The sequence below is a fragment of the Segatella copri genome (assembly GCF_051861805.1).
Lineage (GTDB): Bacteria > Bacteroidota > Bacteroidia > Bacteroidales > Bacteroidaceae > Prevotella > Prevotella copri_M.
In genome coordinates this window covers 1,030,607-1,046,724 of the sequence record NZ_CP146520.1, presented here as the reverse complement: position 1 = coordinate 1,046,724, position 16,118 = coordinate 1,030,607, and the positions used below count along the sequence as shown (strand labels likewise).

10 protein-coding genes and 3 pseudogenes are annotated in these 16,118 nt (G+C 44.8%); 9 read left to right on the top strand and 4 right to left on the bottom strand.

Annotation, left to right across the window (positions count from 1 at the left end; translation table 11 throughout):
• Nucleotides 1-4 precede the first annotated feature (4 nt).
• The 5 genes and pseudogenes from V8Z93_RS03980 to proB all read left to right on the top strand — a co-directional run.
• On the top strand, nucleotides 5-787 hold the full coding sequence (locus V8Z93_RS03980) for a pyrroline-5-carboxylate reductase family protein (RefSeq protein ID WP_439432465.1): 783 nt from the start codon (nucleotides 5-7) through the stop codon (nucleotides 785-787).
• Between the two features lie 60 nt (nucleotides 788-847).
• Nucleotides 848-2,143 (top strand): ATP-binding protein, encoded by a 1,296-nt coding sequence (locus V8Z93_RS03975; RefSeq protein ID WP_439432464.1) that lies wholly within the window; start codon nucleotides 848-850, stop codon nucleotides 2,141-2,143.
• 149 nt (nucleotides 2,144-2,292) lie between these two features.
• Complete coding sequence (locus V8Z93_RS03970; protein WP_439432463.1) at nucleotides 2,293-2,847, top strand: helix-turn-helix domain-containing protein; 555 nt, start codon at nucleotides 2,293-2,295, stop codon at nucleotides 2,845-2,847.
• Between the two features lie 32 nt (nucleotides 2,848-2,879).
• The gene (locus tag V8Z93_RS03965) at nucleotides 2,880-4,541 is read left to right on the top strand and encodes an AMP-binding protein (protein ID WP_439432462.1); all 1,662 of its coding nucleotides are present in this window, start codon (nucleotides 2,880-2,882) and stop codon (nucleotides 4,539-4,541) included.
• A gap of 222 nt (nucleotides 4,542-4,763) precedes the next feature.
• Nucleotides 4,764-5,534 (top strand): annotated as a pseudogene (gene proB, locus V8Z93_RS03960) (glutamate 5-kinase); the annotation flags it as partial.
• A 108-nt stretch (nucleotides 5,535-5,642) separates the two neighbouring features.
• Here the strand turns inward: proB and V8Z93_RS03955 are convergent.
• Both V8Z93_RS03955 and V8Z93_RS03950 read right to left on the bottom strand, forming a co-directional pair.
• Complete coding sequence (locus V8Z93_RS03955; protein WP_439432461.1) at nucleotides 5,643-7,823, bottom strand: alpha-galactosidase; 2,181 nt, start codon at nucleotides 7,821-7,823, stop codon at nucleotides 5,643-5,645.
• A gap of 64 nt (nucleotides 7,824-7,887) precedes the next feature.
• Nucleotides 7,888-10,167, bottom strand: a complete 2,280-nt coding sequence (locus V8Z93_RS03950; RefSeq protein WP_439432819.1) for a TonB-dependent receptor — start codon at nucleotides 10,165-10,167, stop codon at nucleotides 7,888-7,890.
• 329 nt (nucleotides 10,168-10,496) lie between these two features.
• Here V8Z93_RS03950 and V8Z93_RS03945 point away from each other — a divergent pair, with 329 nt between their 5' ends.
• The 4 genes and pseudogenes from V8Z93_RS03945 to V8Z93_RS03930 all read left to right on the top strand — a co-directional run bounded on the left by V8Z93_RS03945 (nucleotide 10,497) and on the right by V8Z93_RS03930 (nucleotide 13,202).
• Nucleotides 10,497-12,113, top strand: a complete 1,617-nt coding sequence (locus V8Z93_RS03945; protein ID WP_439432460.1) for a DUF6377 domain-containing protein — start codon at nucleotides 10,497-10,499, stop codon at nucleotides 12,111-12,113.
• Between the two features lie 118 nt (nucleotides 12,114-12,231).
• Nucleotides 12,232-12,423 (top strand): annotated as a pseudogene (locus V8Z93_RS03940) (AAA family ATPase); the annotation flags it as partial.
• 9 nt (nucleotides 12,424-12,432) lie between these two features.
• Nucleotides 12,433-12,612, top strand: a pseudogene (locus V8Z93_RS03935) (glutamate 5-kinase); the annotation flags it as partial.
• Nucleotides 12,613-12,815: 203 nt separating this feature from the next.
• Complete coding sequence (locus V8Z93_RS03930) at nucleotides 12,816-13,202, top strand: DUF6398 domain-containing protein (protein WP_299333600.1); 387 nt, start codon at nucleotides 12,816-12,818, stop codon at nucleotides 13,200-13,202.
• Between the two features lie 172 nt (nucleotides 13,203-13,374).
• On the opposite strand, the gene V8Z93_RS03925 is transcribed toward V8Z93_RS03930, so the two are convergent.
• Together V8Z93_RS03925 and V8Z93_RS03920 are read right to left on the bottom strand one after the other, a co-directional pair.
• On the bottom strand, nucleotides 13,375-14,496 hold the full coding sequence (locus V8Z93_RS03925) for an ATP-binding protein (protein ID WP_439432459.1): 1,122 nt from the start codon (nucleotides 14,494-14,496) through the stop codon (nucleotides 13,375-13,377).
• A 344-nt stretch (nucleotides 14,497-14,840) separates the two neighbouring features.
• Nucleotides 14,841-15,968 (bottom strand): lactonase family protein, encoded by a 1,128-nt coding sequence (locus V8Z93_RS03920; protein WP_439432458.1) that lies wholly within the window; start codon nucleotides 15,966-15,968, stop codon nucleotides 14,841-14,843.
• Nucleotides 15,969-16,118 lie beyond the last annotated feature (150 nt).

Sequence of the window (16,118 nt, the reverse complement as noted above, 5' to 3'; positions counted from 1 at the left end):
GACAATGAAAATAACAATTATCGGAGCAGGTGCTATGGGCGGTGCCATGGCTGAAGGACTCTTGCAGAGCGAGAAGTTCACTCCATCAGATATTACGGTATCAGACCATAACCAACCAGTATTGGATCACTTCGCAAGCGAAGGAGCCAGCGTAACTCTCGACAACCAGTTGGCTTGCCACGGCGCAGACATCGTATGCGTGGTAGTAAAACCATGGTGCGTGGAGAAAACTTTAAAGGGAATCAAGGATGCACTCGACTACAAGAGCCAGAAACTCGTGGTCGTTGCAGCCGGTGTGCCATCAGCCAACATCAAGGAGTGGTTAGATAAGGATGGTATTACCCCAACCTTCTTCCTCGTGATGCCAAATATCGCCATCGCCTACAAGCAGTCGATGACCTTCATCACTCCTGTAGATGCATCTGCCACAGAAATCCAGCAGATTACAGAAATCTTCGATGAATTGGGCGAAAGCCTCATCATGGAAGAACGCCTCTTCCCTGCAGCCACAGCTATGTCGTGTGCCATCGCTTACGCCATGCGCTATGTAAGAGCCAATGTGGAAGGCGGCGTAGAGATGGGCTTCAAGGCTAAGGATGCCCAGAAGATTGTCTTGCAGACCATCAAGGGTGCCGTAGAGCTGCTTCAGGAAACAGGCGAACACCCAGAGGCTGCCATTGATAAGGTTACTACTCCTGGCGGCTGCACCATCAAGGGCTTGAACACGATGGAGCAGAATGGCTTCACCAATGCCGTCATCAAGGGATTGATAGCAGGAAAGAAATAGATTCTATCTGTAGATGATAGAAGGTACATAGCAAACAACCCATAAAAGAAAACGAAGACTATGGCAGAGATGAACACAAGGAAATTGCCAGCTGGCATACAATTCTTTAGCATTATCCGCAAGGAAGGCTACTTATATGTTGACAAGACCGACTTGGTATGGCAACTTACTCACTCAGGTGATTTATACAATTATCTGAGCCGTCCTCGTCGTTTCGGTAAGTCTCTGCTTCTTGATACTTTGCAATGCTACTTTGAAGGCAAGAAAGAACTCTTTGAGGGGCTGAAGATTATGGAACTGGAAGAAGAATGGACAGAGTATCCCGTCATCAGACTTGACATGAGCGGTGCAGGTGCCACTGCTGCCGAAATCAAAGACTATCTCAATCTTGAGTTTTCGAAATACGAAGCATTATACGGCATCAAGCCTAAAGAGACATCTCGCGAATCCGTACGCCTCCAAGTTATCCTTGACACAGCCTATCAAAAGACAGGTAAGCAAGTGGTGGTGCTGATTGACGAATACGATTCCCCATTGCAACATTCATGGAAGACACCAGAGCATAAAGGTTGCACTGAAGTTTATCGTTCTGTATTTTCCGTGCTCAAACTCAAAGGAAATGTACTTCGCTTTGTCTTTATAACAGGCATCACGAAGTTTACTCAGATTTCCTTATTCTCAGTACTTAACCATCTGACAAACATCAGCTTTCTCCCACAATTTGCCCCTCTTTGTGGCATCACCGAAGAAGAAATGGCAGTTAACTTCGCCCCAGAATTGGAAGCCTTGGCAGATAAGATGGAATGCAGCTTTGAAGAAGCACACGACAAGTTGAAGACCTATTATGACGGTTATCATTTCAGCGATGAGAACATGACCGACATCTACAATCCGTTCAGCTTGCTCAACGCCCTCTCCCAATTGCGTCTGCGCAACTATTGGATTTCATCCGGCGCCACTTCCATGCTGAATAAATTCGTGAACAACATGGAGCTACGCCTTCATGACTTCGAAGATTGCTACATCGACAAAGACACTCTGGAGACATCAGATGTCATAGAAGGCGGTGCCGAACTATTCCTCTATCAGACAGGTTATCTCACTATCAAAGGTTTTGATGAAGATGGATATTCTTTAGGCTTTCCGAATGAGGAAGTAAGAAAGGCTCTCTACAAAGCAGTACTGCCAGCATTGACCCAAAAGGACATTACGGATATTGTCTCCATACAAAGTAAGTTAATGCACAGCTTGAACAATGGCAATTTGGAAGAAGCCAAGAAGTGTATGAAATCTCTCATTTCAAATGTCCCATATAGCAATAAGAAATTAGCAAGTATGGATATGGAGGAACGTTAATAGTTTTATGCTTCATACATAAATATCACTTTAATCTATTAATTTATCAGCAGATTGTTTGGATATATCAACAAAAAGTCGTAATTTTGCCCCAAAATGCGAAGGTATACAATATACCTTCGCCAGGAACAACTATAAAGAATAGAACTATGGATGAAGCAATTAAGCAAATCGGTGAAAGACTGAAAGGTCTCCGCGAGGTTCTCAACATCCCGGCTGAGGAGGTGGCTGAACTTTGCGAAATCAGTCTTGACCACTATCTCAAGATTGAGTCGGGAGAAGCAGATCCTTCTGTATATCGACTTTCCAAGATTTCCAAGCGATACGGCATCGACCTCGACGTATTGCTCTTCGGCGAGGAACCTCGCATGAAGGGATACTACGTTACCCGCAAGGGACAGGGACCGGAAATAGACCGCAACAACCAGTATAAATACCAGAGCCTTGCCGTAGGATTCAAGGATAGAAAGGTGAATCCGTTCATGGTACAGGTGGATCCGTTGCCAGGCGACAAGAAGCCAAACAAGAACGGACACGACGGACAGGAATATGATTATGTAATAGAGGGACAGCTGGAAGTAACCATCGAAGAAAAGGTGATGGTGCTGAATCCGGGCGACAGCATCTACTTCAACAGTAGTAAATCGCATTGCTTCCGCTCACTTAATGGTGAGCCTGCCAAGTTCCTTTGCATCATCATTTAAGTTTCCTTATATCATTATTTAGAAGAGTAACTATGATTGAGAGATTTCTTAAACAGACAAAATTTACTTCAGAGCAAGACTTCAAGGAGCATCTGGAGTTTATCATACCAGAAGATTTCAACTTCGCCTACGACGTGATGGACGAATGGGCAAAGATTAAACCAGACCACGTGGCGCTGCTTTGGGCAAGCGAACGAGGTGAGGAAATCCATTTCACATACAAGGACCTGAAGGAGCAGAGCGACAAGGCTGCTGCTTACTTCCAGAGTCTCGGTATCGGTCACGATGATAAGGTGATGCTCATACTGAAGCGTCATTATCAGTGGTGGCTCGCCATGCTCGGTCTCCACAAGTTGGGCGCCGTAGCCATCCCTGCCACCCACATGCTTACCAAGCACGACATCGTTTACCGCAACAATGCAGCAAGCGTGAAGGCTATCATCTGCTGCGGTGATGATTACGTGGTAGAGCAGGTTAATCAGGCTATGCCAGAAAGTCCTACTGTCAAGACTTTGATCAGTATCGGTCCGGATATCCCTGAAGGTTTCCACGACTGGATGAAGGAATGGAACGAATGCGCTCCTTTCGTTCGTCCAGAGCATGTAAACTCCAATGAGGATACCCTGCTGATGTACTTCACATCGGGAACCACTGGCGAGCCAAAGATGGTAGCACACGATCACCTCTATGCCCTCGGTCATCTGACCACGGGTGTATATTGGCATAATCTCCACGAGAATTCCATCCATCTTACCGTAGCCGATACCGGTTGGGGCAAGGCTGTATGGGGCAAGCTCTACGGACAATGGTTTGCCGGAGCCACCGTCTTCGTCTTCGATCACGAGAAGTTTACGGCGGATAAGATCATGCGCCAGATTGAGAAGTACCACATCACCTCTTTCTGTGCCCCTCCTACCATCTATCGCTTCATGATTCAGGAAGATTTCTCAAAGTATAATCTCAGCAGTCTTGAATACTGCACCACTGCGGGCGAGGCTATGAACCCATCCGTGGCAGAAACCTTCCAGAAGCTGACGGGTGTTCAGATTTACGAGGGCTTCGGACAGACCGAGACCACCATGACATTGGGAACCTTCCCTTGGATCAAGCCAAAGCCAGGAAGCATGGGCAAGCCAAATCCACAATATGATGTTCACATTCTTCGCCCAGACATGACGGAATGCGAGGATGGTGAAAAGGGCGAGATTTGCATCCGCATCGGCGATAACAAGCCTATCGGTCTCTTCAAATATTACTATCGTGATGAGAAGCAGACCAAATCGGTTTGGCACGATGGTTACTATCACACGGGCGATATGGCTTGGCGTGATGAGGAAGGCTACTTCTGGTTTGAGGGCAGAATCGACGATGTGATCAAGAGTTCGGGTTACCGCATCGGTCCTTTCGAGGTAGAGAATGCCCTGATGACTCACCCTGCCGTAGTAGAGTGCGCCATCACCGGTGTGCCAGACCCAATCCGCGGTATGGTTGTCAAGGCTACCGTCGTACTGAAGGATGAATACAAGAGTATGGCAGGTCCAGACCTCATCAAGAAGCTGCAGGATCATGTGAAGCACGAGACTGCTCCTTATAAATATCCTCGCATCATCGAATTCGTAGATGAACTGCCAAAGACCATCTCCGGCAAGATTCGAAGAGTAGAGATTCGAGAAAAAGACAATAAAAAGAAATAGGAAATCAAGCTTTTCAAGTTTCGAAAGCTTTTGCCCTTACAGGGCGTATAGAAATTATAAACCTTAACCCAGGGCGTTGCCCTGGGCTAGGAGTTTCTGCCCTTTCAGGGCGTGTGGCGTCTAGGTGCTTTTGGACTTTCTAGTCGTATGGTGTCTAGGGGGGCTTGTCCATCCTCAAGCCATTTACGAAACTTGCAAAAAGCATTCATCAGCATAAAATTTATGGGAAAAAGAATCGTAGTAAAGGTGGGCAGCAACGTGCTGACCCGAGAAGACGGGAAACTGGATGTAACGAGAATGTCGGCGATTGTTGATCAGATTGTCTGGCTCAGAAAACACGACTATGAGGTGATTCTGGTATCTTCTGGTGCCGTGGCTGCCGGAAGAGCAGAACTGCACGTTGACCACCATCTGGACAGCGTGGAGCAACGCCAGCTGTTCTCTGCCATCGGACAGGTGAAACTCGTAGGTCTCTATTACAACCTTTTCCGTGAATATAAGATAAAGATTGGTCAGGTATTGACCATGAAGGAGAATTTCGGTGCCGAGGAGCAGTACAAGAACCAGGAGGCCTGCATGCAGGTGATGCTGGAAAACAACGTACTCCCTATCGTCAACGAGAACGATACCGTGTGCATCACCGAGCTGATGTTTACGGATAACGACGAGTTGTCTGGCTTGATTGCCAAGATGATGAATGCCGACACTTTGATTCTATTAAGCAATGTGGATGGCATCTACAATGGCGACCCAAGCGAGCCTACCACCCGCATCATCCCATCTGTTTATTACGACCGCGACATCAGCGAGTACATCCTTGCCAGCAAGAGCAGCCACGGCAGAGGCGGTATGACTTCTAAAGTAAAGACCGCCCACGATGTAGCCAATGCCGGCATCAAGGTAATCATCGCCAACGGCAATACGCCAAACATCCTCATCAATCTGAAGGAGCATCCGATGGAGACCCTTCATACTGAGTTTGTGGCAAGACCGCTAAACAAATAAAATCATTAGGGAAAAAAGATACAGATACCTAAAAAAAAGCAGCAAGCCTATTATAGACTTTGCTGCTTTTCGTTTTCATTATGAATAGTTGATACGTTATTCTAATACCAATACATGGCTCGTTCCATCTGTCTGGCTGAATACATTCAAACCGACCTTCATCAGATAGTCACCGCTATACTGCTTGCCATTGCACTCCAAATCAGACTCCTTGCCAGGCATCAGATTGGTCTCCTTTACGGTATAAACCTTATCGGCATCCAATCCCTGCATCTTCACATTCATCAGAGGCTCCTTGTAGCGTGGATGCAAATCGTAAGCAAAGAGAACGGCACGCTGCTTGTCCTTACTTACATAGTTAATGGCACAGTGGTTGCCTTCGTATGGAGAAACCAGGCGATACTGGTCGCCCTCGAGAATCATCGGCTTCATGCTATCGTAGTTCTTAACTGCATTCTGCACAAACTTGTAGTCATCAGCTGTAAGCGACTTGAGGTCGATATCAAAGCCCAACTTACATGAACTGCAAACATCGGTGCGGAACTTCACACTGGTATTCTTGTTCCAGTTAGTTACATGCGAACCCATGGTCTTGGCTGGGAAGAACTTTGACAGGCTCCACTGGATGTAGAGGCGCTCGTATGGATCCGTATCGTCTGAGCACCAGAACTCAGTGAAATACTTCAGCATCTCGTAATCCATTCTGCCGCCACCACCAGAGCAAAGCATCATCGGCAACTTAGGATACTTCTTATGAATACGGGTAAGCACCTTGTAGATACCACGGACATGATCGATATAGAAATTACCCTGATTCTCCTTATGATATGGAGAATAGATATTGGTAATCACACTGTTGCAGTCCCACTTGAAGTAAGCCACATCCGGGTTCTCCGTCATGATACGATCCACGATGCCGAACACATAATCCTGTACCTTAGGATTACTGATATCAAGTACCAGCTGATTGCGGTAATAATAGGTATCACGCTTTGGCTGCATGATGACCCAGTCAGGATGCTTCTCAAAGAGTTCACTCTTAGGATTCACCATCTCAGGCTCAATCCAAATACCAAACTTCACACCAGCCTTTTTGGCATCTCTTACCAATCCAGGGATTCCATCAGGCAGCTTGCTCTTGGTAGCCTCCCAGTCGCCGAGACCTGCATGGTCGTCCTTACGAGGATACTTGTTGGCAAACCAACCATCATCAAGCAAAAACATATCTACACCCAGGTCCTTGGCATCCTTCATCAACTCAGCAAGACTCTGCTGATTGAAGTCGAAGCCTGTATTCTCCCAGTTGTTCAAGAGCGTAAGGCGATCTTCCATACCCATGTTTACCTGATACTGGCGAGCCCAATTGTGCAAATTACGGGAAGCCTCACCGATACCATTATCGCTCATGGCAAAGATAAACTCAGGGGTAGTGAACGTCTCACCAGCCTTCAGCTTATAGTTAGAGGCGTATGGATTGATGGCAGAGATAACACGAAGGGCTCCCACGTTATCTACCTCGAAGGTAAAGCGGAAGTTGCCAGGCCATCCGATGGTTCCAAGCATCACCTTGCCCTCATTCTCCTTGGCAGGCTCATCGAATCCCAGTTCAAAGAAAGGCTCCTCCTGCATGGCTGCACGGGTACCCAACTTGGTATCAACAATTTTCTTACCAGCAGTCAACTGGCAAGTCTCAGGCTGGCCTTCCTTAGCCCAGTCGCTATGATAATTGGTAACGAAATACTTGTTTGCCTTGAAATAAAGCATTGTAGAGCTATATCTCCAAAGCGTTACAGGAGCTTTCTCCTTATGAGAGATTTCGCTCCATGCCTTGATGACGTTCTCCTTAGGATAAGCTGCATAGTGGAGCTTCACGGTCAGCGGATACACCTTGTCCTTAAGAGTGATGATGGTCTCAACACCTCCACTGATAGCCTTTTCTTCAGAAGACTGATAATACAAATAGGTGGTCATGTTACCATCTGCATGGGTCACTGCCACTGCTGGCTCGAAGAAATCTTCAGCACCAGAGGTTGCATAAACCTCATGACCTCGCTGGCAGACGGAACCATCAGAAGCCGCATATACATCCCACTTCAGCTGATTGTAATCAGAAGGATTCTTCAACTTGTCACCCAGATACACCTGGTAGAGGCGACCCTTAGGAGAAACTTGCATCACGAGGTCGGTCTTGTCGGTTGACACTCTGATGGTCTTTTGAGCAGATGCCATGATAGATGTCATGCACATCGCTGCGATAATCATAAATACCTTTTTCATCGTTCTTTGGTTTTTATGTGATTGCTTTGTTATAATTAAACGCTATGATACTCTTGTTATTATCTTAGAATTTGATTCCTGCAGAGAATTCCACCGTGAACGGACGGAGATAGCTACCACTCATGTACTTGCCTTCATATTTTCCGGCTTCCTGCTTGGTAATCAGCTCAGAGCCATTAATGGTACCCTTGGCACCCTTCTCGTTGAAGATATTGATGACACTCACGCCAAGGCTCAGATTCTTGTTCACATTCCAGTTGATTCCGCCGAAAGTCTCCCAGTGACCATTGAAATAGAGTGCCTCCTGAAGGTTGGCATAGGTCTTACCGAAGTAACGGAAGCTCAACCAGGCATTCAGATTCTTGGTGATGTCGTATTTAGGGTCCAACTCGATAAGAACCTGAGGAATCTCCTTGACAATCATATTGTTGGCATTCACTCCCATAGACTGACCGTCACTGAACGTTACACTTGCATTATAGTTCTTATACACCGGCTTCTGATAGGTGAAGAGTGCATGCATGTGGAAGTTCTTGAACGGATTGATTTCTGCCGAGGTTGTCCAACCCAAAGTCTGGATGTTATAGATGAGCAACACGGTCTTGCCCTCTGTAGTGCCAGGCTTGGTAAGATTCTGCTGGTCGATATTGTTCGACTTTGAAATGTAGGTCACCATTGAAGAAAGGTCAATCCAATCATTCTTGTAGAAAATACCACCACGAATCAGTGGGATGGTTACTCGCTTATACTGCTCCTCGGTAGGACCTGTACCTGCATACTCGCTGATGCGTGGGAAACGGGTGGCGATGGTAGCATCGGCTGTCAAACCAAACTGGCGGGTAAGGTTATACGTCAACTGCAAGGTGGCTGCATAATTCAATTTATCCTTGGTTACGTTCTTTGCTTCGATGCTGTGCTCGGTAGCAACAACAGAACCATCAGCAGCAGTGGCGTATGTATTATAGTTACCCATGTGGAATCCTGAGAAACGTGGAGTAGAAATCTGCTCGGCAGACATGCGGTAGTACTCCAATCTACCACCATAGAACACCTTGAACTTAGGACTTACCTTCCATTCGTCGGTAAAGTAGAGTGCCAACTTGTTCTCAGAACCCTTGGTGTATTCAGGACTCAACTCATTATAACCGAAAGTCTCAGAACGACGGGCTGTCTGTGTAGGATCAAGCGGATTGACATACATCTGGCTCAATGTGCGTGGATAAGCTTCTACGGTGCCTGCCCACTGGAACGAAGATGAATAGTAATTGAGATGGTAATACCACTCGTTCAAACCAATCATTAACTTATGGTTGTTCAACTGCTTGGAGATTTCGGTAGTCAAAAGCGCATTGCTCACCTTACCAACATGCAACCAGGTGCGACGGCCTTCTATGTAACCACTGTAGGCAGACCCATCAGAAAGCTGATAGCCATCAGCCTCGCTCACCTTAGAGATGGTACTTCCTCCGAAATCCACATAATTGGCACGTGGAGCATTCATATACTTGGCGTTGAATTTCCACAACCATCCATTATCAAACTGATACTGACTGATGAGGGCAATCTCGTTGGCATGATTCTCACTGCCATCGCTCATATTCCATGTCTCCATCTTTCCTGACTTTGTATTCAAGTATTGGAAAGAACCTTGACGCTGCACGTATGAGTCCATACCAGGGTCAAAGCCATCAATCTTCTTGATACTGCCGTCGCCAGAATAGATAAATGGGGCTGCATTGGCAAAATTGCCAGGGTTCTTGCTGTTGGAATACTTATATAATAAGGAGACACGTCCCTTTCCATCATTCAAGATACGTGTGATACCGAAATGATAAAGTTGGGTACGGTCGGCATAATCAGTAAAGCGAAGCTTGAAACTACCTGGATCGAAATTCTGATACACACTGGCTGTATAAAGCCAATTGTCACCGATTCCACCAGACAGGTTGAGATCTACATTCTGCATACCAAAATGGTTTGCCTTATAGTTGAGCTTGCCCTTGAACTCTTTCTGTCCCAACTCGCTGAAAGAAGAAACTGCGTACGCAATATTACCAGTAGCAATGGCTGACTCAGATGGAGTCATCAAGTCGGTACCTTTCAGTGAGGCATCGCTTCGCCAATGGGCAGACAGCTTGTGTACGGAAGAAGAGTAAACGGCAGGAAGACCGTTCTCATATACGGTTACATCCTCGCTTGGCAATCCTATCTGGATTTCACGAGGCTTGTTGGCATCAGATGCGTTGAGCATCACATTACGCTCTTCCTTTTTCTCCTTGTTTTCAGAATCATCAGAAGGAAGTGCATACACTTGGCTTGCAGCAGACATCGCTACCAAAGCCATAGAAAATGTACGGATTCTTAAGCTCATAATCTTACAGTTGTTTATTCTTAGTTTGACTTGATTTCACTTGCCACCGAATGCGATTCGATTGCGGTTGCAAAGTTAAGGAGATTTTTCAGACATTGGCATCATGTGTAGGTTACGAGTAGATAAATACCAGGTTATAAAGTCCATAACCTACTAATAATCAATTCATCAAAGATATTAATACTTTTTAATAGAGTAGATGATAAAAAGAGGAATAAAAGTAGTATCTTTGCAGAAAAATACAACTCTAAGGCATTCTTATAGCCTATCTGATAGTAACAATAACAATTAAAAGGATAGTTATGAAAGTAGTATTGTGGTTCTTAATGATGCTTATGCCATTGCTGGCAAGTGCTTCTTCCGTAAACGAGGAACAGCTGTTCCATCGTTTAGACAGTTACATCGCTCAGCGAAGCAAGTTTACCCAAAGAAAAGAAGCGAAACTGCTAAGACTCAAAAAGCAACTACACATGACTTCCGACAAGCGTAGCCAGCTTAGTCTCTATAACCAAATCTACAGGGAGTATTATACCTACCGTTACGACTCTGCCATGACATACGCCAAGAAGGGCTACCAGCTGGCTGTACAACTTCAGGATGATTATTTCGTCAACCTGAATAAAATCAATCGCGCGGCAGTGCTGTCAACAGGCGGTTTCTACAGCCAGGCAGAAGACTTAATGCTCGCAATGGATGTGGAGAAAATGTCACCTAAGTTATTGCAATACTATTATTATACCTTGACTTGGGTATATAACTACTGGGGAACTTTCTGCAACAAGTCGGAGTTTCAAGAAGGATTAGAAGCCAAAAAACGTTTTTATTTAGGCAAGACTCTTGAGCATATCGGCAACAAGGAATCCGCTCTTTATTACTATCTTTCAGGAGAGTTTGAATTTCTAAAGCAGCGTACAAGCAAAAAAACACTTCAGTTCTACATGAAGGCGCTTTCAGCCAGTCCCCTGAACAGCCGTGTGCATGCCTCATCGGCTTATTGCATAGCCCGCTATTATAATGATACCGACCAAAAGGATTTGTATGAGAAGTATATTGTAGAAGCAGCCATCTCAGACCAGATATGTCCCCTGAAGGAGAATCTAGCCCTTCAGGAGCTTTCCACCTATCTATATAATAAGGATGCCTCCTATGCAAAGAGGGCTTCCAAATATATCTATTGCTCCATGGAGGATGCCCAATTCTACAACAACCGTCTCCGCATGGTTGAGATTTCCCGCATACTTCCCCTTATCACAGAAACGAGCCATCAGGCAGAAGTACGCAAGAACCGCATCGTAACAGCATCCCTCGTCATCGTGAGTATCCTGTCGCTAGGATTCCTTGCCATGGCTTTCTTTGCGTTCAAGATGAACAAGCGTCTAGCCAAGAGCCGTAGGGAGATAAAAAGCCAAAATACACTCTTGGACGAACTGAACCAGAAGCTGCTCAACACCAATAAGCGAAGAGAGACCTATATGCATTTATTCATGGACATCAGTGCCGTATATATCAGGAAACTGGATGATTATCGCAAACTGGTAAGCCGCAAAATCAAGGCAAAGCAAACTGCCGATCTTCTGACTGCCATCAACAGCTACAAGCTGGCAGAAGAAGAGGCAGCCAACTTCTATATTCGCTTCGACAAGGCATTCATTGACTTGTATCCGAATTTCGTGGAAGAGTTCAACCAACTGCTGTTGCCAGAAAAGCAGATTGTTCTCCCTGCCCCTAACAGTCTCACCAAGGAACTGCGTATCTATGCACTGATGCGACTGGGAATTACGGATGGACAGGAACTGGCCACCCTCCTGTTCTATTCTACGCAAACCATCTATAATTACAAGGCAGCCATCAGAAAGCGAGCCAAAGACCTCACCACTTTTGATGCAGCCATCAACCAACTATGCAATGTGATAGGCTAATAAATGGCAGAAAATTGAGTATGTTCCTCAACTTTCTGCCATTTTCTTTTGCATATTCAAGAATTAGTTGTACCTTTGCCATTACATAATAGTTGTAACACTAAAGATGTAATGGCGTATGAGACTAGGCAACAGGAAATTAGCGAATTCTTTCATCTGTCAAGGGTATGAAAGTCCTGAGTATTTCTGCGATCGAGAAGTAGAGACTGCTACCCTTTTATCTCATCTGAAGAACGGCAGGAACGTAACACTTATCTCTCCTCGTAGAATTGGCAAAACGGGACTCTTCAAGAATACCTTCTTCTATCTCTAGGAAGAAGAGAATTATACCGTCTGCCTCACCGAGTTGATGTTTACCGATAACGATGAATTATCGGGCTTGATAGCAAGAATGCTGAATGCCGGCATCAAGGTGATTATCGCCAATGGCAATGTGCCCAATATCCTCATCGACCTCAAAGAGCATCCGATGGAGACCCTACATACAGAGTTTGCTCCAAGACCGATGGAAAAATAATAGAATCACAAACGAGATAGCACAGAGCTTTGCGACGCAAATGGCTCATCGTGCCTGTCACCGTCAAAGACAAGTACAAGATACTCCGTGTCATCTCATCACTGACGCACGAGCCATTCGAGGTGAAGATTATTGAATAAAATTAATAGGCATAAGAAAAACTAAAAGAAAGAGAAGCGAAGGTAATAGAACTTGCTGTGAACTTCTGCAACGAGAAGTTGGACGAGGAATGTGCCACACTATGCACCCAACTGATACAGAAACTTGGAAGGAAACGCACCAATCCTCTCCAGTCTGGAAGATTAGAGATTTGGGCAGCTGCAGTTGTTTACACAATATGCAGCATCAACTTCATATTCAGCAAGGACTCCCGACTAAGCTTGACATCGAATGACATCTGTGAATATTTTGGCACAAGCAACTCAACCACGGCGCAAAAGTCGAGGACGATAAAAGACTTGCTGAAGATAAGTCAAGTATTCGATCCCAACTTTTCATTGAAAGAGATTGCCACAAACAATCCTTACAACCGTCTTCGAATATCGTCTAATGGCTTTATCTTCTTCGATTAATGTCAAAACATTACGGGCATTCCTTGCCAATAACAATGCACCATACAAAAAAATTGGACAAAGTTTCACCTTTTTGACATGGTGCATTGTTTGTTATATAAAAGACACTAATGGTGGCAACACCTGCCTTTAAGACAGCACCTATTTATATTTACAGCAAGAAAAATCTACCTTACAACAAGAATGTTTCAAAATTATCCCTTGTCACTACCTTAAAATCCACATCAGGATAAGAGCGAGAAAACGATAATGGCATGGCAGCTTTTCGATTCGGATTCCATTTGAACTCCACCGCAGCCAACTGTCCATCCATCTCCTCTATATAATCTATCTCTTGCTTCAACTTAGAACGCCAGAAATAACTCTTTGCGTATGACTTTTCATACCGCAACTTCTTCAAACGCTCTGCCACCATATAGTTTTCAAACAATGCACCAGTATCCAAACGGCTCTCCAACATCTGATAATTACCAATCACAGCATTGCGAATGCCACAATCCCAGAAATAGATTTTACGAGCAAACTTCAACTCGTTTCGCAAGTTGCGACTAAACGAGCCCAACCTAAAGATGATATACGATTGCTCCAAAAGTGTCACATAGCTCTCCACCGTCTTTGGGTCAAGTCCGCATGTCTGTGCCAACTCATTGTACGAAACTTCTGAACCCATCTGAAATGCTAAAGCTTGAAGCAATTTCACCAACTTATCGCTTTTCTTGATTTTATCAAACATCAATATGTCTTTATACAGATAGCTATTCGCCAACTCCGTCAAAATCATCCTTTCGTCGCCTACATTGTTGATGACGTCAGGATAACTGCCGTATATCAAGCGATGAGTCAACAAGCGTTTCTCTTCTAACAAACCATGATGCTCCACAAGTTCACCAAACGATAAAGGATACATCCAATATTCCATTTTTCTTCCAGTCAGTGGCTCATTGATTTTATTGGATAAATCAAAGGAAGAGCTACCCGTAGCCAATACCTGTACATCAGGGATGTTGTCAGTAATCAACTTAATGCCGATTCCGATATCAGGAATACGTTGAGCTTCATCTATCACCACCACAGACTTCTTGCCTATTATCGTCTTTAGCATTGTAGATGAAACGTTCTCAAACAAGTTGCGCACATCCTGCTCATCGCCATTAAGCCATAGCACGTCGTCACGCCTTGCCAGCAAGTTTTTCAGCATAGTAGTCTTGCCTACTTGACGTGCTCCAAATAAGACTATCGCCTTGCCTTGTCCCATCCTACTGGCTATAATTGACTCTAAATATCTATTAATCATATTTTTATTCCATTGTTAAGATGATGCAAAAGTACATACTTTCGTTGTAAAATCCAAAAAAAACAACACTTTTTTGGAATTGATTCCATAAAAAGCATAACTTTTAAGGAATTGATTCCATAAAAGTCTAAATTTTTTAGGAATACAAGCTTACTTTCAAGAGCAAGTTTGTCTCTGTCATAAACAAGATATTGCGACTTGAGAAAGAACAGAATAACCAATAGCAGAAAAAGGATGTGTCATAAGTTCATAAAGCACCCTTTTTTAGTTTTTCAAGAACGCAAGTCCGCCAGGATGCCTAGCGGGTTTACGCTCTTGGAGACACCTAGGTACTTTGGGCGCTTTTAATTTGCAAACTGCACGCAGACAGGTTTTCCAACCTTTATATCCTGCTTCGTATCAACCATCATTCCTGTTTTCCTGTCGATTTTGAAAACCTGAATCACATGGCTGTCACGGCACGCCACAAGCATGAACTGTCCGTTAGGCGTGATGGCGAAATTGCGAGGATGGGCAGCTGTAGGTTGGAAGCCTATCTTTGTGAGCAGACCCGATTTCTTATCTACGGCAAATACCGAGATGCCCTCATCGGTTAACCGATGGGATGCATAGAGAAAGCGACCGTCAGGAGACAGATGAATATCAGCACTTCCAAGCGTACGGGTCTTTGAAGCCTGTATGCGCTGCAACTCCTGCAATGTACCCTTGTTATATCCCAATACGGTTACCGTGCCATCCAGTTCGCCTATCAGATAAACCACATTGCCTTTTGAGTTGAATACAAGATGGCGTGGTCCCGTTCCTTTAGGTGCCTGATAGGCAAGAACAGGATTGGATAAGAATTCCCTGCCATCATTTACCTGGAAGCGCCAGATACAGTCGTTCCCCAAATCATTGGCAAGCATATATTGATGATCAGGAGTCATCTGGCAGCAATGGATATGCGAAACCACGCCACTCCCCTCTCGATGCATATCGAAATATTGCGATTCTGGCGCCACACTTCCATCTTCCTTGATTGGGAATACGGAAATATCACCCCCATTATAATTGGATGTCACTACATATCCGCCATACAGCATCACATTGCATGGTGCAGCACCAGGCATATTGTTTTCCTGTCGAGTAGCCTTCGTTCCACACTTCTGATACCCAAGCGGAGTCATCGTTCCCTCCTTCTTATTGAGGATGAAAGCCCCGAGCCCTTGTCGCCCATCATCATATTCGCTCACGGCATAAACCCGATTTGCATCATGATTCATCAGGAGAAACGAAGGGTTGTCAGCCTGCACATCGCCCACCAATTGCGATTTCCCCGTTCGTTGGTTGAAACGATAAACATACATTCCGTCAGAAGTACTCTGGTCGGTATAGGTACCTACTACCATTGTAAGTTCATCACTCGCCACAGCCGGCATCCCCACAGCCATCGTCAATGACAAGCCTGCCAATATCGCCTTTATATTGTCCATAAGTCGTATCATTTTATCAAGTTTATAATATTAATATTGCTTCAGAAGCAAAAATACAAAAAGAAATGGAAACGGGCAAGCGAAAAAGCAAAAAACTATTATTTTTAACTCTTTAAGCAAGAGAGGCAACTACTCTGCACCCCAACCAAC